This is a genomic window from Bradyrhizobium sp. Ken64 (assembly GCF_055807555.1).
This window is the reverse complement of record NZ_JBVVPA010000016.1, coordinates 37,321-53,214: the sequence shown is the minus strand read 5'-3', so window position 1 is coordinate 53,214 and position 15,894 is coordinate 37,321. Positions and strand designations below refer to the sequence as shown.

Genomic DNA, 15,894 nt, shown 5'->3' with positions numbered 1-15,894 from the left:
GCGCAATGCCGTCCCCGCTGAAGGAGACGCCGCAGGTGTCAGTTCTTAAGGTGAAGCGAGGCGCGAACGTCGCGACGTGAGATCGGTTGCATCATGAAGATGTGGATGAAGAGCCGAATTCTTGGCTCTGAAGACGCTGGATTTTTGAGGATTGGAGCTTCCGAAAAATCCTGAGAAACAACGCGAGACCAAGAATGTGGTTTAAGCGTCAGTTCTTCGTGCTCAGGGAGCACTTTAGCTCGCGAAGAATTTGAATGAAGCAGCAATGCTTCGCGCGAGACGAAAAGAGTGAGACCGCTGGTTGCGATCTCGCTCGAATATAGTCGCGAAGATTTAAGAATTGGTTTGGTGAGCGAAGCTTGTGTTTTCGCTCGCATGACCGGATGCGGCGTAACCGATACGCCGCATCCGAACGACCGCGACTTAGTTCTTCGACTTGTCGACCAGCGCGCCCTTCTTGATCCAGGGCATCATGTCGCGCAGCTTGGCGCCGACTTCCTCGATCGGGTGCTCGGCGAGCTTGGCGCGGGTCGCCTTGAACGAGGTCTGGTTGACCTTGTTCTCGAGCATCCAGTCGCGGGCGAACTTGCCGGACTGGATGTCGTTCAGAACCCGCTTCATCTCCTTCTTGGTCTCGTCGGTGACGATGCGCGGACCAGTGACGTACTCGCCATATTCCGCGGTGTTGGAGATCGAGTAGTTCATGTTGGCGATGCCGCCTTCATAGATCAGGTCGACGATCAGCTTCACCTCGTGCAGGCACTCGAAATAGGCCATCTCCGGGGCGTAGCCGGCTTCGACCAGGGTCTCGTAGCCGCCCTTGATCAGTTCGACCAGGCCGCCGCAGAGCACGACCTGCTCACCGAACAGGTCGGTCTCGCATTCTTCCTTGAAGGTGGTCTCGATGATGCCGGCACGGCCGCCGCCGACCGCGGAGGCGTAGGACAGGCCGAGGTCGTGGGCGTTGCCCGAGACGTCCTTTGCGATCGCGATCAGGCAGGGCACGCCGCCGCCGCGCTGGTATTCCGAGCGCACGGTGTGGCCGGGGCCCTTCGGCGCGATCATCAGCACGTCGAGATCGGCGCGCGGGTCGAGCAGGTTGAAGTGGACGTTGAGACCGTGCGCGAAGACGAGGGCGGCGCCCTTCTTCATGTTGTCGTGCAGGTGCTCGCGGTAGATGTCGCCCTGGAGCTCGTCCGGGGTCAGCATCATGACGAGGTCGGCCCATTTGGCGGCCTCGGCCACTTCCATCACCTTGAAGCCGGCAGCTTCCGCCTTCTTGGCCGAGGCCGAACCCTTGCGGAGCGCAATCGCCACGTCCTTGACGCCGGAATCCTTCAGGTTCAGCGCATGGGCGTGGCCCTGGCTGCCATAGCCGACGATGACGACCTTCTTGCCCTTGATCAGGTTCAGGTCGGCGTCGCGATCGTAATAAACACGCATGGTCGTTTCCTCGTTCAGGGGGCCGGAATCGGCCGTTGGTCAGGTCTTGTCAGTCAGGTCTCGGACGGTGAAATTTGCGGATTTCGGGGGCTGTCTAGAGCATTTTCGGCCCCCTGGGAAACCCGTTTCTGCATGGAAAGCCGGGGCATCATGCATCCATGACCACGGGATAGAGGGACGCCAGCAGCAGGATGGCCATCAGGATGTTGAAGGCGCGGACCAGCCGCTCGGAGGTCAGCACCGGCCGTAGTGCAGTGCCGAACAGGACCCAGACCACGGTCGAGACCGCGCCGACGAGTAGGCTGACCAGGGTCTGGATCGCGATATTGATGGGGAATTGGGCAATCGCCGCGTAGGCGGTGATTGTGCCGATCACGATCACCCAGCCCTTGGCGTTGATCCACTGGAACATCGCCGCCCCCCAGAAAGTCATCGGGCCGCGGCCGGTCTCACCATCGGGCGTGGTCGGGCCGGACAAAGCAATCACGGCGGCAAGATAAATCAGATAGGCCGCGCCGGCATATTTCAGAATGGTCTGCAGGGTCGGATAGGCCAGAAACACTGTGCCGAGCCCGAGGCCGACCGCTGCAATCATGAAGGCGAAGCCGATGACGACGCCGACGATGTGGGGAATCGTGCGACGGAAGCCATAAGTCAGCCCGGAGGACAGCAACATGATGTTGTTCGGCCCAGGCGTGAAATACATCACGGCCATGAAGGCGAGGAAGGCATACAGCAGCGACTGGGACATGCTCACCTCACGCGGCCTTCGGCTATGGTTCTCTGGGATACCGCCTCGGGGCGCTTCGCCAGCACCATCACCGCGATACCGCCGATCACGGTCAGCATGCCGGCGAGGCGCAGCGGACCGAACTGCTCGCCGAACACGATGCTGGACGCGGCCGAGCCGACGAACGGCACCAGCAGCGCGAACGGCACCACTTGCGCGGTGGGATAGTCACGCAGCAGCCGGCCCCACAGCCAATAGGCGATACTGGTGGAGATGCCGCCGATCACCAGCAGGCAAATGAGGCCAGTGAGCGACATGTGAATCAGCGACTGCCACGTCGGTGCCGGTCCGTTGACGACTAACGTGAGCGCGAACAGCGGCACTGCAGTGGCGAGACACAACCAGGCGAACAGATCGAACATCGGCACGCCGCGGGCGCCCCGCAGCAAGATATTGCCAGCCGCAAAGCTGACCGGCGCGATCATCAGCACGGCGAAGGCACCGACGCTGAAATCATAGCCCACCGTGCCGCAGATCATCAAAAGGCCAACGGCTGCGATGACGATGCCCAGCGTCTGCACCGGCGTCGGCCGCTCGCCGAATGCGATCGCGGCAAAGCCGATCGTGAACAGCGCCTGGCTCTGCACGACGACGCTGGTCAACCCCACCGGCACGCCATGGGCGATGCCATAGGCCTGGCTCAGAAACTGGCCGAGAAAGAGCGTGAAGCTGATCGCGATCAGGAGCGACCATGCAACTTTCGGCTTGCGAATGAATAGGCACGGGACCGAGGCAATGGTGAAGCGCATCGCCGTCATCAGCTCCGGCGAAAATTCGTCGAGCGCGATCCGGCTCGCCACGAAGGCAAGCCCCCAGATGACCGCCACCAGGATGGCGATGAGGATGTCGGCCGGCTTCATCCCAAACTCCTAACCTCTCCCGCTTGCGGGAGAGGTCGCGCCGAAGGCGCGGGTGAGGGTTCTCCCCTCTTGGGGCTTCGCGCTTGCGGAGACACCCTCTCCCCAGCCCTCCCCCGCAAGCGGGGGAGGGAGCGCAGCTACATCGTAGTTGCAGTTTGCTCTCACGGCTTTAGCCTTGCTCGCCGGCCGTTACGTGGAAGAATTGGGTTTCCGCAGCAGATAAGTGCCGTGCATCGGGGCGTGGTAATCGGCCGAGACCAGCGTGAAGCCGACGTCGGTCAACATCCGCTCCATGACCCAGCCAAAAGTGGAATACTCGTCGCGCATGTGGGTGACGACGCTTTCACGCGGGACATCGTGGTTCTTGATCTCAAAGTCGGCCCATTGATCGACGTCGCGCTCGACGGCATCGGGCATCGAGGCGTAGACGATGTCGCGCAAATAGAAGGTGGCACCAGGCTTGAGCGCGCGATAGATCCGCGACATCGCCACCGCCTTCCAGAAATCCGGCAGATGGTGCAGCGTGAACTCGCTGACGATCAGGTCATAGGACTCCGGCCGGTAGGCGAAGCTGAGCAGGCCGGCGGACTGCGTGCGTACGGGCGCCTTGCGGTCGCGCGCGTAGATCTCGGCGAGCGCCAGCATCGCGGGCGAGATGTCGATAGCGTCGACCTCGGCGCCCATCAGCGCGGCCTCGGTCGCGAGCACGCCGTTGCCGCAACCGATGTCGGCGATGCGCCAGCCGCGCTGGACGCCGAGCATCTTCAGGGCGGCGCGCGCCATGAGATCGGCATCGTCATGACTGTCGTAGATCGAGGCCACTGCAGGGCCGATCCCCATCCGGTTCCGCTCGTTGTAATACCAGTCGCGCGCCAGCATGGCTCACATTCCTTCAGGCCCGCGACCAATCGCGGCAACACCGGTGCGCGACACTTCGACGAGGCCAAGCGGACGCATCAGGTCGATAAACTGATTGATCTTGTCGGTATTGCCTGTGATCTCGAACACAAAGCTCTCGGTGGTGGCGTCGATCACGCGGGCGCGGAACGCGTCCGCCAGCCGCAGCGCCTCGACGCGATGCTCGCCCTGCCCGCGCACCTTGACCATCGCCAGCTCGCGCTCGATCGAGCGTTTCGTCAGCGTCATGTCGACGACGCGATAGACCGGGATCATGCGGTCGAGCTGATGCTTGATCTGCTCGATCACCATCGGCGTACCCGTCGTGACGATAGTGATGCGCGAGAGATGCTTCTGGCTCTCGGTCTCCGAGACCGTGAGGCTCTCGATGTTGTAGCCGCGCCCGGAGAACAGGCCGATGACGCGCGCAAGCACGCCGGGCTCGTTCTGCACGAGCACCGAAAGCGTGTGCGTCTCGTTCGGGTCGTGGCGCTCCTCGATGAAATAGGCGGATGCGGGCTGGTTCATTGTCGTCCCCTTCATTCTCGTCGTTACGCCGTCGCCCGACGAGCAACCGGCGCATCCGTCCCGACCCAACCGCGGAACAGATCGAAATCGATATTGCCGCCTGACAGCACGAGACCGACGCGCTTGCCCGACAGACTCGTCTTTTCCTGAAGCGCCGCGGCGAGCGCGGCAGCGCCGGCGCCTTCGGCCAGATTGTGCGTGTCGGTCCAGAGCGCATGGATCGCGAGCGCGATCTCATCGTCCGTCACCTGGACGATACGCGAGGCGCCTTTACGGATGATGGCGAGCGCTTCCGGATCGGGAATCCGCGTCGCCATGCCGTCCGCGAGCGTGTTGCTGGTCTCGGTGGTCACGACGTGACCCGCGGCGAAAGACAGCGCGTAGGACGGCGCCTCGGTCGATTGCACGCCGACGATCTCGGTCTTCAGGCCGAGAAGATCGCGTGCCATGATGCAGCCGCAGATGCCCGAGCCCTGCCCGATCGGCACATAGAGGATGTCGAGATCGGGCGCGGCACGGAACAATTCGAGCGCATAGGACGCCACGCCCAGCACCAGGTCCGTATGGAACGACGGCACCATGTGCAGCCCGGCGAACTGTGCGTGGCGGCCGGCTTCCTCGCGTGCGGCCTGAAAGTCCTCGCCATGCTCAACGAGCTCGGCGCCGAACGCCTTCATCGCGCGGTTCTTCTCGACCGAATTGCCGCGCGGCACATAGACCACGGCAGGCACGCCGTGGCGGCTCGCCGCAAAGGCAAGGCTCTGACCGTGATTGCCGCGCGTCGCCGAGATGATGCCCGGAATGTTCGGCCGCTCGCGCTTCAGCCGTTCGAGGTAGACCAGCCCGCCGCGCACCTTGAAGGCGCCCGTCGGCGTGTGGTTCTCGTGTTTGACCACGACCTGCGCGCCGAGCCGCAGGCAGAGCAGCGGCCAGGCGTGCGCCGGCGTTGCCGGCACCGCCTGCCGCACGATCGCATGTGCGCGTTCGAGCTCCTTCAGGTCGAACATGTCACCTTCTCATCAATCCATCTCTCGCGACTGTCATCCCCGCGAAGGCGGGGATCCAGTATTCCAGAGGCCCCTGAGAGCGATCGACAGGCCGCGGCGTACTGGATCGCCCGGTCAAGCCGGGCGACGACAGCGGGGTTTGTGACCATCACGCTCACACCAGCGCCTTGCCGCCGGCGAACGCCTTTGCGGTGGCTTCGTCGTTCGCCTGCTCCGGCAACAGCATCTCGTTGTGCGCCTTGCCGGAGGGGATCATCGGGAAACAATTTTCCAGCGACGCGACACGGCAGTCGAACAGCACCGGGCGCTTGACCGAGATCATCTCCTGGATGGCACCGTCGAGATCGCCGGGCTTGTGCACCTGGAAGCCGACGCCGCCGTAGGCTTCCGCAAGCTTGACAAAGTCCGGCATCGCCTCCGAGTAGGAATGCGACAGGCGGTTGCCATGGAGCAACTGCTGCCACTGCCGCACCATGCCCATGTACTGGTTGTTCAGGATGAAGATCTTGATCGGCAGCTCGTACTGCACCGCCGTCGACATCTCCTGCATCGTCATCTGCACCGAGGCATCGCCCGCGATGTCGATGACGAGGCTGTCGGGATGGGCCACCTGCACGCCGACCGCGGCCGGCAGGCCGTAGCCCATGGTGCCGAGACCGCCCGAGGTCATCCAGCGATGCGGCTCCTCGAAGCCGTAGAACTGCGCGGCCCACATCTGATGCTGGCCGACCTCGGTGGTGATGTAGGTGTCCTTGCCGCGGGTCGCCTCGAACAGGCTCTGGATCGCATGCTGCGGCAGGATCACGTCGTTGCTCTTCCTGTAATAGAGCGAGTTGCGGGCGCGCCACTGCGCGATCTGCTGCCACCAGGCCTTGATGTCGGGCTTCTTCGCCTCCGCCTTGAACACCTGGAGAATGTCGCCGAGGATGTTGCCGCAGTCGCCGATGATCGGCACGTCGACGCGGATGTTCTTGTTGATCGAGGACGGGTCGATGTCGATGTGGATCTTCTTCGAGCCCGGCGAGAACGCGTCGACGCGGCCGGTGATACGGTCGTCGAAGCGCGCGCCGACGCAGAGCATGACGTCGCAATCATGCATGGTCATGTTGGCTTCGTAGGTGCCGTGCATGCCGAGCATGCCGAGCCAGCTCTTGCCCGACGCGGGATATGCGCCGAGGCCCATCAGCGTGGAGGTGATCGGAAAGCCGGTGACTTCGACCAGTTCGCGCAGCAGTCTGGTCGCCTCGGGGCCGGAATTGATCACGCCGCCGCCGCTGTAGATCACGGGACGCTTGGCGCCTGCGAGCAGCGCCACGGCCTTGCGGATCTGCGTCGCATCGCCCTTCACCCGCGGCGCGTAGGAGCGATGCACGTCGGACTTGCGCGGTGGATGATAGGTGCCGGTCGCGAACTGCACGTCCTTGGGCACGTCGACGAGCACCGGGCCCGGTCGACCCGTGGTCGCAACGTAAAACGCCTCGTGCAGCACCTTTGCAAGATCGTTGACGTCGCGCACCAGCCAATTGTGTTTGGTGCAGGGGCGCGTGATGCCGACAGTGTCGCATTCCTGGAACGCATCGTTGCCGATGAGATGCGTCGGCACCTGGCCGGAGATGCAGACCAGCGGGATCGAGTCCATCAGCGCGTCGGTGAGCGGCGTCACCATGTTGGTGGCGCCGGGACCGGAGGTCACCAGTGCAACGCCGGGCCGGCCGGTCGAACGCGCATAGCCCTCGGCGGCGTGGCCCGCGCCCTGCTCATGCCGGACCAGGATGTGCTGGACCTCGCTCTGCTGGAAGATCTCGTCGTAGATCGGGAGCACCGCGCCGCCGGGATAGCCGAAAATGTCGGTCACGCCATGATCGATGAGCGCGCGGACGATCATCGCGGCGCCGGTCATCTGGTTCGGATCGTGGCTCTTGTCGCTCATTGGCTTGCTCCGGATGCGCTGTTGTCAGCGGCTTCGTTCGTGTCGGGTTTTCGGAAATAAAAAAGGCCCCGAAGAGGGCCCCATGCACACCGCCTGTCATGTGGATGGCAGCTAGCCACCCCCGGCGGTGTGCCTGGGTACGACGGCGATAAGGAGTTTGGTAATAATGTTACGCATGGCAGGTGCCCGGCTTCCCAAAGGTTGCGCGAAACATAGCGGCCAATGCCCCGATGTCAAGGCAATGCGGCCGTTCCCGCGCGATTTTGGGAGTGTAGCGGTGTTCCCGGAATTGGGCGAGAGGTAAATTCGGGAGCCGAGGCACAAAAGCGTGTCAGCCGGGGTCCCGTGCCGCGCTCACGGCCGCCGCCAGCCAGTCCCGAATCTCTTCCGGCTTCACCCACTCGAATTCGGGCAATTGGTGCCGGAACCAGGTGAACTGCCGCTTGGCATAATGGCGGGTGTCGGCCCGGCCAATGGTAGCCGCCTGCTCCAGGCTGAGCTCACCGCGCAGATGCCGGATCAGCGCCGGCACACCATGAGCCTTCATGGCCGGCAACAGCGGATCGAGGTTGCGGGCGGCGAGACGCTCGACCTCCTCCAGCGCGCCGGCCCCTAACATGACGTCGAAGCGGGCGTCGATGCGCGCATAGAGCTCGTCGCGCTCGGGCGCGAGGAACACCGCGCGAAAACTGTCCCTGGGCAAGAGCGGCGGCTGGCCCTCATGGTGCCAGTCCAGCAGCGACCGGCCGGTGGCTTCGACCACTTCCAGCGCGCGCGCAATGCGCGTGCGATCGCGCAGGTTCAATCGCTCGGCCGCCCGCGGATCGGAGGCTGCGAGTTCCGCGTGCAGCGCTTCGACGCCGTTCCGCTCCAGCCGCGCCCGGACGTCCTCGCGCACCTCGACAGGGATCGGCGGCACCACGGAAAGGCCCGCCGTCAGCGCCTTGAAGTACAGCCCGGTCCCGCCGATGAAGATCGGCAGGCGGCCCTCCGCTTGCGCCTCTTCCAGCGCCCTCGCCGCGTCACTCACCCAGGCACCAGCCGAAAAATTCACGGCCGCATCGACATGGCCGTAGAGGCGATGAGGCACCCGCGCCTCGTCGCCATCTGTGGGGCGCGCGGTGATGATGCGGAGGTCGCGGTAGACCTGCATGGAATCGGCATTGATCACGACCCCGCCCGCAGCGAGCGCAAGCTCGAGCGCCAGCGCCGACTTGCCGCTGGCGGTCGGGCCTGCGATAAGCACCGCCTTGCCAACATGCCTTCTGCCGACTTGCCTCTCGCTCACGAAAACCTCAAATGTCCCTCGTCGCCACGCTGATCTGCAACCCGAATAGCCCCGCGCTCGACTCGACCATCGTCGACGGCGCCCGCGCCGTGCTGCCTCAGGCAGCTCCGACGCACTGGCTGTTCGACGGAGTTGCAGTCGATATCCCCTTCGGCGCCGCCAGTAACCTCGAAGGCGACCGTCACGCCATCGAGCAGCGACTCCGCGAGATTCGAGGCGACCTGCCCATCGACATCGTCGTGCAGCCAGTCGGCTTCCGGCGCAAGAAGCTTTTTCTCGCCGACATGGATTCCACCATGATCGGCCAGGAATGCATCGACGAGCTCGCCGATTTCGTCGGGGTGAAGGCCCATGTGGCCGCCATCACCGAGCGCGCGATGCGCGGCGAGGTCGAGTTCGAGCCGGCGCTGCGCGAGCGCGTCGCGCTGCTCAAGGACCTCCCCGCCAGTGCGGTCGACGAGGTGCTGGCCAAGCGCATTACGCTGACGCCGGGTGGCCGCGAACTGGTCGCGACCATGCGCGCCCATGGCGCCTATGCCTGTCTCGTGTCCGGCGGCTTTACGCTGTTCACCAGCGCGGTCGCCACCAGGATCGGTTTCCAGGAGAACCGCGCCAACGAGCTCGTCGTCCGCGACGGCAAGTTTACCGGCGAGGTGAAGGAGCCGATCTTGGGGCGCGCGGCAAAGCTCGCGACGCTGGTGGATCTAATGGAGTCGTTCGATCTCGACGACGTGGACTCGCTGGCGGTTGGCGACGGCGCCAATGATCTCGCGATGATCCAGGCGGCGGGCCTGGGCGTGGCGTATCATGCGAAGCCTGCGGTGGCCGCGGCTGCGGCGGCCCGGATCGATCATGGCGACCTCACCGCGCTCCTGTACGCGCAGGGGTATCGGCGGGAGGAATTCGTGGAGGCGTAGTCTCCTCTCCGCTGTCATCACCCGCGAAAGCGGGTGATCCAGTATTCCCGAGACAGCGCGAGGATACGGAAAAGCCGCGGCGTACTGGATGCCCCGCTTTCGCGGAGCATGACAGTGAATGTGTGGCTGCTCGTGCGCCTACTGCACGCTCAGCGCGACAAACCGAAGCTCGCCGTCGGCGTTCGACACCAGCAGCAACACCGACTTCTTGCCGTCCTTCTTGAGCTGGTCGACCCGCTTCTGGATATCGGCGCCGCTGGAGACGGCCTCCTGCGCCACCTCGACGATGACGTCGCCGGCGGAGAGGCGCTTCTCGGCGGCATCCGAATTGGCGTCGACATTGGTGACGACCACGCCCTTGACGCTGTCCTTGATCTTGTAGCGCGTACGCAGATCCTTGCTCAGCGCCGCGAGATCGAGGCCGAGCGCCTTCTGTGTCACAGTCTTTTCAGGCGGAGGCTCGTCGGTCTTCACTGCGGCCTGCACCTTCTCGGGATCCTGCAACCGGCCGAGCGTGACCTTCTTGGTCTCCTCCTGACTCTTCCGGATGATGACGACGTCGACCTCCTTGCCGACCGCCGTGTCGGCGACCACACGAGAGAGATCCTTGGGGTCCTTGACGTCCTTGCCGTCGAACTTGACGACGACGTCGCCGGGCTCGATGCCGGCCGGTTTGGCGGGGCCCTTGTCGTCGACGCCGGCAACCAGCGCGCCGCGCGGCGGCTTGATGTTGAGGCTCTCGGCGATTTCGTCGGTGACGCTCTGGATGCGCACGCCCAGCCAGCCGCGGCGCAACTCGCCGAACTGGCGGAGCTGGTCGACGACACCCGCGACCGTCTTCGATGGTACGGCGAAGCCGATGCCGATCGAGCCGCCGGAGGGCGAGATGATCAGCGTGTTGACGCCGATGACGTCGCCATCGAGGTTGAACAGCGGACCGCCGGAATTGCCGCGGTTGATGGAGGCGTCGGTCTGAATGTAGCTGTCGTAGGGACCTGACGAGATGTCACGGTTCTTCGCCGAGACGATACCGGCTGTCACCGTGCCGCCGAGGCTGAAAGGATTGCCGATCGCGACGACCCAGTCGCCCAGGCGCAGCTTGTCGGAATCGCCGAACTTCACCGACACCAGCGGCTTCGGCGGTTTGAACTTCAGCACGGCAAGGTCGGTCTTCTTGTCGACGCCGACCAGATCGGCCTTGATCTTGGTCCCGTCGTTGAGGATGACGTTGATCTCGTCGGCGTCCGCGATGACGTGGTTGTTGGTGACGACGACGCCTGACGTGTCGATGATGAAGCCACTTCCGAGCGAGTTGGTCTTGCGCGGCGCCGGGCCGTTCTCGCCGCCCTTGCTGCCGCCGCCGGGACCCTTCCGATTCTTGAAGAAGTCGTCGAAGAACTCCTCGAAGGGCGAACCAGGCGGCAGTTGCGGCATGGCATTCCCGCCGCCACCCTTGGCCTCGACGGTCTGCGAGGTCGAGATGTTGACGACCGCGTCGATCACCTTCTCGGCGACGTCGGCGATGCCATCCGGTCCGCGCGCATGGGCCGGTGTGCCGAGTGCGCTGAAAGCGCCAAAGGCGAGCGCGGCCAGCCCTAAGCGCAAACGGGTCGGGGCAATGGTGGCAGCGGTCATTGTGATCTCCAGGAAACAAGGATTCGAGGTCAAGACTGCGCTCGAACGGGGGGACGGCGCAAGCGCGGACCTTAACGGGCCTCAGAACCCGGATAATAAGGCGAAAACCGGTCCCTCGCCTTCACTTTGGCGTTGGTGCGACGGCTAAATTGGACGTCGCATAACCCAGATCAGGATCAGGCCGGCCACGGCCGAACCAATGCCGACCGCCCGCAGGACATTGTCCGGCGTGGCCATCGCGCTTTTCATGGCCTTGCGCATCCAGGCCGGGCTTGCCGCGAACATCAAGCCTTCCAGCACGAACAGGATGCCCAAACCGATGAGGAAGTCGGTGAACGCAATGGACCTCATCGGATTGGAACCTCCCGTTGTGCTGTTCTTGTCTGGACGAAGGGCGGCCGGACCTGCCGCCCTTGTCTCGCTTACGGCTTCGCCGGCGTCGTGGTCGCCGTCTTGCCGGACGGGTTACCAAAGAACCGGAAGAAATCCGAGTCCGGGCGCAGCAGGAAGCGGGTGTCGTTCGCGCGCAGCCCGTTCTCATAGGCCGTCATCGAGCGGTAGAAGGCGAAGAAATCCGCATCCTTGCCGTAGGCTTCGGCGAACAGACGGTTGCGCTCGGCATCGCCGACGCCGCGCGTCTGCTCGGCCAGCGACCTCGCATCCGCCTCGATCACGGTCGCCTCGCGGTCGGCCTTGGAGCGGATCTCCTGTGCCTTCTGGCCGCCCTGCGCGCGGAACTCGGCGGCTTCGCGCTCGCGTTCCGTCTTCATGCGCTGATAGACCGCCTGGCTGTTCTGCTCCGGCAAATCGGCACGGCGGATCCGGACGTCGACGACCTGGATGCCGTAGCCGTCGGCCTCGTGGTCGAGCTGATCGCGGATGCGCTGCATCAGCTTCTCGCGGTCGTCGCGGACCACGTTGATGAAGGTGACCTCGCCGAGCACGCGGCGCAGCGCCGCGTTCAAGAGCGTGGTGAGCTGGATGTTGGCGGCCTGGATCGAGCCGATGCTCTGATAGAAGCGAAGCGCGTCCTTGATGCGGTAACGCGCGAAGGCGTCCACCACGAGCCGCTTCTGGTCGGACGCGATCGCTTCCTGCGACGGGTTCTCCAGATCGAGGATGCGCTTGTCGATGTTGATCACCGAATTCCACGGCGCCTTGAAGTGCAGGCCGGGATCGGTGACGACGTCGACGGGCTTGCCGAACTGCAGCACGATGGTCTGCTCGGTCTGCGCCACCGTGAACAGGGACATGTAGCCCACGATCACGACGAGCAGGAGCCCGAGCAGCGTGACGATGCCTGTGACCGGAGATCTCATCGGTTGCCTCCGGTCGTCTGCTGGCCGGTTGCGGGCGGCCGCTTGGCCGTCAATTCGCTGAGCGGCAGATAAGGCACGACGCCCTGACCCGACTGGCCGCCGTCATAGATCAGCTTTTCCGAGCCGCCGAGCACGCGCTCCATCGTCTCCAGATAAATCCGTTCACGCGTCACGTCGGGCGCCTTCTTGTATTCCTCGTAAACCTTCAAGAAGCGCGAGCTCTGGCCCTTGGCCTCGGCGACCGTCTGCTCCCTGTAGCCTTCGGCGGCCTGCATGATCTGCGCCGCACGTCCGCGTGCCTGCGGCACGACCTGGTTGGCATAGGTCTGCGCCTCGTTCTGCAACTGCTCGAGATTGGCGCGCGCTGCCTGGACGTCGCGGAAGGCGTCGATCACCTGCGCCGGCGGGTCGACCTTCTGCATCTGCACCTGGCTGATCTGAATGCCGGCGCCGTAGCTGTCCAGTGTCTTCTGGATCAGTTCCTGCACGCCCTGTTCGGTGACGTTGCGTGCACCGGTCAGGATCGGCTGGATCTGAGAGCGGCCGATCACCTCGCGCATCGCGCTCTCGGCGATCGCCTTCACGGTGCCTTCGGGATTCTGGATGTTGAAGAGGAAATCGCCGACGCCGTTGGGCTTGATGCGCCAGAGCACCGTGAAGTCGACGTCGACGATGTTCTCGTCGCCGGTCAGCATCAGGCTCTCTTCCGGCACGTCACGAATGGAGCGGCCGCGCCGCGCCGGATCGTCGATCAGCGTCATGCCGATGGAGATGGTGGAAACGCGCAATGCCTTTGGCAGCAGCACGGTCTCGATCGGATAGGGCAGATGGTAGTTCAGGCCAGGCTCCACGGTGCGGACATGCTTGCCGAAGCGCAGCACGACGCCGAGCTCTTCGGACTGCACCCGGAAGAAGCCCGACAGCAGCCAGAACGCGACGATGAGGAGCACGATCAGCGTGATGCCGATGCCGGAGAAATAGCCACCCGGCATGATCTGCTGGAGGCGATCCTGGCCGCGCCGCAGAAGGTCTTCCAGATCCGGCGGCCTTGGCCCGACCGGTTGCGGGCCGTTGCCCCATGGCCCCTTCGGACCCGAGCCCCATGGGCCACCGCCCTGATTCTTCCACGGCATTCGACGCTCTCCTCGGCAGGGTGAAATTGCCCCCCGCCCGCTTTGTCCGGTCCGGCTTTATAGGGGACAGGCAGGTCCCTTACAACGCAGCCCTCGCCGCCCTCCGAGCTAAGCTCGGGGGCAGAAAAGTCAATGTTAACATTGGCAAATGCGGTTAATGGCCCGCCCGCCGACGATATGTCACATAGGAGTAGTCGGCGCTGTCGTGGGGTCCGGCTGGATGACGGATGCGCTCAACCTCATCCCACTCTGCCCTGTCGATGCCGAAATGCGTATCGCCTTCGGGGCGGGCATGCACTTCGGTGATTTCGAGGCGATCGGCGCGATCGAGCCATTGCCGATAGATTTCGGCGCCGCCAATCACGGCGATCTCGGCGACCGAACGCCGCAGGGCATCGCCGCGCGCGATGGCGTCTGCGGCGGCAGTCGATGTCGCGACGATGGCGCCGGCGGCGCGATAATCCGCATCGCGCGTGACGACGATGTTGGTGCGGCCGGGAAGCGGCCGGGGCAAGGATTCGAAGGTCCTGCGGCCCATGATCACGGGCTTGCCGATCGTGAGCGCCTTGAAGCGCGCCATGTCGGATTTCATTCGCCACGGCATCGCATTGCCGGCGCCGATGACGCCGTTCTCCGCGATCGCCACCACGAAGACGATCTCCATCAGGACGCGCTCCCGGCAAGCCGCGTCAGCGCGGGCCCGGTGACGCGGCACAGGGTCCAATCGTCCAGCATGACGGCACCGAGCGATTTGTAGAACGCTATCGATGGCGCGTTCCAGTCGAGCACCGCCCATTGCAGCCGCGACCAGCCGTTCTCGACGCATTCCCTGGCAAGGTGCACGAGCAGAGCCTTGCCGAGGCCCCTGCCCCGATGCGACGGCCGCACATACAAATCTTCGAGATAGATGCCGTGGCGGCCGCTGAACGTCGAGAAATTCGCAAACCACACCGCGAAGCCGACCGGCTCGCCGTTCCACTCGGCGAGGGCGCAAAAGAGTTGCGGATTGCTACTGAACAGCGCCTCCGCAATCATGTCCTCGGTCGCCTCGACCTCGTGCGAAAGTTTTTCGTACTCGGCCAGTTCGCGGATGAAAGCGAGAACAAGCCCGGCCTCACCGGGACACACACGGCGGATGTTGAGCGACATCGACTTCAGACCGCGACCGCGGCCTTGATGTGCGGATGCGGATCGTAGCCGACGAGCTCAAAGTCCTCGTAACGGAAGGAGAAGATATCCTTCACGTCGGGATTGATCCGCATCACCGGCAGCGCGCGCGGCGCGCGCGTGAGCTGGAGCTTCGCCTGTTCCAGATGGTTGGAATAGAGATGGGTGTCACCGAACGAATGCACGAAGTCGCCGGGCTTCAGGCCCGTGACCTGCGCCACCATCATGGTGAGCAGCGCGTAAGAGGCGATGTTGAAGGGCACGCCGAGGAACACGTCAGCCGAGCGCTGATAGAGCTGGCACGATAGCTTGCCGTTGGCGACGTAGAACTGGAACAGGCAGTGGCACGGCGGCAGCGCCATCTTGTCGACCTCGGCCGGATTCCAGGCCGAGACGATCAGGCGGCGCGAGTCCGGATTGCGCTTGATCATGTCGATCACATTCGCGATCTGATCGATGCTGCGTCCGTCCGGCGCGGGCCAGGAGCGCCACTGATGGCCGTAGACGGGGCCCAGATCGCCATTGGCGTCGGCCCACTCGTCCCAGATGGTGACACCGTTGTCGCGCAGATATTTGATGTTGGTATCGCCCTTCAGGAACCACAACAGCTCGTGCACGATCGCCTTCAGCGGCAGCCGCTTGGTGGTCAGCATCGGAAAACCGGCGGACAAATTGAAGCGCATCTGATGGCCGAACACCGACAGCGTGCCAGTGCCGGTCCGGTCGGTCTTTTCGGCGCCGTCTGAAAGAATCCGCTCGAGCAGGTCCTGATACTGGTGCATGTGCGTGGGCCTTTGGGGAGGCGGCGAATTTAGCGGCCGCCCCCGCGATGCGACAGCGGCGATTCGCCGTCCGTGGGCATTATACCCGGAAAAGTGAGCGTTCCCGGTGCAAACGACAAGGGGCGGAACTCGGCGTCCCGCCCCTCGTCTATCAGGTTGATCCTGCTGGCCAACTTGCCAGCTAGGGTTCGAGCCACG

Annotated in this window: 16 protein-coding genes; 1 reads left to right on the top strand and 15 read right to left on the bottom strand. The window is 64.1% G+C overall.

Annotation, left to right across the window (positions count from 1 at the left end; all coding sequences use genetic code 11):
* Nucleotides 1-423: 423 nt before the first annotated feature.
* From ilvC to miaA, 8 genes are all read right to left on the bottom strand, one after another.
* Nucleotides 424-1,443 (bottom strand): ketol-acid reductoisomerase, encoded by a 1,020-nt coding sequence (gene ilvC, locus AC0L2F_RS24470; RefSeq protein WP_007600992.1) that lies wholly within the window; start codon nucleotides 1,441-1,443, stop codon nucleotides 424-426.
* Nucleotides 1,444-1,591: 148 nt separating this feature from the next.
* The gene (locus AC0L2F_RS24465) at nucleotides 1,592-2,194 is read right to left on the bottom strand and encodes a LysE family translocator (protein ID WP_473250134.1); all 603 of its coding nucleotides are present in this window, start codon (nucleotides 2,192-2,194) and stop codon (nucleotides 1,592-1,594) included.
* A gap of 2 nt (nucleotides 2,195-2,196) precedes the next feature.
* Nucleotides 2,197-3,093, bottom strand: a complete 897-nt coding sequence (locus tag AC0L2F_RS24460) for an EamA family transporter (RefSeq protein ID WP_473250133.1) — start codon at nucleotides 3,091-3,093, stop codon at nucleotides 2,197-2,199.
* Between the two features lie 189 nt (nucleotides 3,094-3,282).
* Nucleotides 3,283-3,972, bottom strand: coding sequence for a class I SAM-dependent methyltransferase (locus AC0L2F_RS24455; RefSeq protein ID WP_473250132.1), 690 nt, complete (start codon nucleotides 3,970-3,972; stop codon nucleotides 3,283-3,285).
* A 3-nt stretch (nucleotides 3,973-3,975) separates the two neighbouring features.
* Nucleotides 3,976-4,518, bottom strand: coding sequence for an acetolactate synthase small subunit (gene ilvN / locus AC0L2F_RS24450; protein ID WP_007613340.1), 543 nt, complete (start codon nucleotides 4,516-4,518; stop codon nucleotides 3,976-3,978).
* 23 nt (nucleotides 4,519-4,541) lie between these two features.
* Entirely contained in the window at nucleotides 4,542-5,525 is a 984-nt protein-coding gene (locus AC0L2F_RS24445) for a threonine dehydratase (RefSeq protein ID WP_473250131.1), read from the bottom strand.
* Nucleotides 5,526-5,679: 154 nt separating this feature from the next.
* Nucleotides 5,680-7,455, bottom strand: a complete 1,776-nt coding sequence (locus AC0L2F_RS24440) for an acetolactate synthase 3 large subunit (RefSeq protein ID WP_007613345.1) — start codon at nucleotides 7,453-7,455, stop codon at nucleotides 5,680-5,682.
* 331 nt (nucleotides 7,456-7,786) lie between these two features.
* Nucleotides 7,787-8,743, bottom strand: coding sequence for a tRNA (adenosine(37)-N6)-dimethylallyltransferase MiaA (miaA, locus tag AC0L2F_RS24435; protein WP_473250130.1), 957 nt, complete (start codon nucleotides 8,741-8,743; stop codon nucleotides 7,787-7,789).
* Nucleotides 8,744-8,754: 11 nt separating this feature from the next.
* Between miaA and serB the strand changes: the two genes are divergently transcribed.
* Nucleotides 8,755-9,660, top strand: coding sequence for a phosphoserine phosphatase SerB (gene serB, locus AC0L2F_RS24430; RefSeq protein ID WP_473250129.1), 906 nt, complete (start codon nucleotides 8,755-8,757; stop codon nucleotides 9,658-9,660).
* A gap of 138 nt (nucleotides 9,661-9,798) precedes the next feature.
* On the opposite strand, the gene AC0L2F_RS24425 is transcribed toward serB, so the two are convergent.
* The 7 genes from AC0L2F_RS24425 to AC0L2F_RS24395 form a co-directional block, all read right to left on the bottom strand.
* Nucleotides 9,799-11,295, bottom strand: coding sequence for a Do family serine endopeptidase (locus tag AC0L2F_RS24425; protein WP_063995296.1), 1,497 nt, complete (start codon nucleotides 11,293-11,295; stop codon nucleotides 9,799-9,801).
* Nucleotides 11,296-11,439: 144 nt separating this feature from the next.
* The gene (locus tag AC0L2F_RS24420; RefSeq protein WP_007613351.1) at nucleotides 11,440-11,646 is read right to left on the bottom strand and encodes a DUF2065 domain-containing protein; all 207 of its coding nucleotides are present in this window, start codon (nucleotides 11,644-11,646) and stop codon (nucleotides 11,440-11,442) included.
* A gap of 71 nt (nucleotides 11,647-11,717) precedes the next feature.
* On the bottom strand, nucleotides 11,718-12,614 hold the full coding sequence (gene hflC / locus AC0L2F_RS24415) for a protease modulator HflC (RefSeq protein WP_063995295.1): 897 nt from the start codon (nucleotides 12,612-12,614) through the stop codon (nucleotides 11,718-11,720).
* Complete coding sequence (gene hflK / locus AC0L2F_RS24410; protein ID WP_473250128.1) at nucleotides 12,611-13,747, bottom strand: FtsH protease activity modulator HflK; 1,137 nt, start codon at nucleotides 13,745-13,747, stop codon at nucleotides 12,611-12,613. The genes hflC and hflK overlap by 4 nt, the downstream gene beginning before the upstream one ends.
* Before the next feature lie 154 nt (nucleotides 13,748-13,901).
* Nucleotides 13,902-14,411 carry a dihydrofolate reductase gene (locus AC0L2F_RS24405; protein WP_473250127.1) on the bottom strand — a complete coding sequence of 170 codons (510 nt, stop codon included), beginning with the start codon at nucleotides 14,409-14,411 and terminating at the stop codon, nucleotides 13,902-13,904.
* Nucleotides 14,411-14,896, bottom strand: coding sequence for a GNAT family N-acetyltransferase (locus tag AC0L2F_RS24400; protein ID WP_473250126.1), 486 nt, complete (start codon nucleotides 14,894-14,896; stop codon nucleotides 14,411-14,413). The genes AC0L2F_RS24405 and AC0L2F_RS24400 overlap by 1 nt, the downstream gene beginning before the upstream one ends.
* Nucleotides 14,897-14,901: 5 nt before the next feature.
* Nucleotides 14,902-15,696, bottom strand: coding sequence for a thymidylate synthase (locus AC0L2F_RS24395; protein ID WP_007613362.1), 795 nt, complete (start codon nucleotides 15,694-15,696; stop codon nucleotides 14,902-14,904).
* Nucleotides 15,697-15,894 lie beyond the last annotated feature (198 nt).

Excerpts from the sequence above, each read along its gene's own strand:
- AC0L2F_RS24460 (WP_473250133.1), bottom strand. The coding sequence starts at position 3,093 with ATGAAGCCGGCCGACATCCTCATCGCCATCCTGGTGGCGGTCATCTGG.
- hflK (WP_473250128.1), bottom strand. The coding sequence starts at position 13,747 with ATGCCGTGGAAGAATCAGGGCGGTGGCCCATGGGGCTCGGGTCCGAAG.
- serB (WP_473250129.1), top strand. The coding sequence starts at position 8,755 with ATGTCCCTCGTCGCCACGCTGATCTGCAACCCGAATAGCCCCGCGCTC.
- AC0L2F_RS24445 (WP_473250131.1), bottom strand. The coding sequence starts at position 5,525 with ATGTTCGACCTGAAGGAGCTCGAACGCGCACATGCGATCGTGCGGCAG.
- AC0L2F_RS24405 (WP_473250127.1), bottom strand. The coding sequence starts at position 14,411 with ATGGAGATCGTCTTCGTGGTGGCGATCGCGGAGAACGGCGTCATCGGC.
- AC0L2F_RS24425 (WP_063995296.1), bottom strand. The coding sequence starts at position 11,295 with ATGACCGCTGCCACCATTGCCCCGACCCGTTTGCGCTTAGGGCTGGCC.
- AC0L2F_RS24420 (WP_007613351.1), bottom strand. The coding sequence starts at position 11,646 with ATGAGGTCCATTGCGTTCACCGACTTCCTCATCGGTTTGGGCATCCTG.
- AC0L2F_RS24440 (WP_007613345.1), bottom strand. The coding sequence starts at position 7,455 with ATGAGCGACAAGAGCCACGATCCGAACCAGATGACCGGCGCCGCGATG.
- AC0L2F_RS24400 (WP_473250126.1), bottom strand. The coding sequence starts at position 14,896 with ATGTCGCTCAACATCCGCCGTGTGTGTCCCGGTGAGGCCGGGCTTGTT.
- AC0L2F_RS24465 (WP_473250134.1), bottom strand. The coding sequence starts at position 2,194 with ATGTCCCAGTCGCTGCTGTATGCCTTCCTCGCCTTCATGGCCGTGATG.
- AC0L2F_RS24455 (WP_473250132.1), bottom strand. The coding sequence starts at position 3,972 with ATGCTGGCGCGCGACTGGTATTACAACGAGCGGAACCGGATGGGGATC.
- ilvC (WP_007600992.1), bottom strand. The coding sequence starts at position 1,443 with ATGCGTGTTTATTACGATCGCGACGCCGACCTGAACCTGATCAAGGGC.
- hflC (WP_063995295.1), bottom strand. The coding sequence starts at position 12,614 with ATGAGATCTCCGGTCACAGGCATCGTCACGCTGCTCGGGCTCCTGCTC.
- ilvN (WP_007613340.1), bottom strand. The coding sequence starts at position 4,518 with ATGAACCAGCCCGCATCCGCCTATTTCATCGAGGAGCGCCACGACCCG.
- AC0L2F_RS24395 (WP_007613362.1), bottom strand. The coding sequence starts at position 15,696 with ATGCACCAGTATCAGGACCTGCTCGAGCGGATTCTTTCAGACGGCGCC.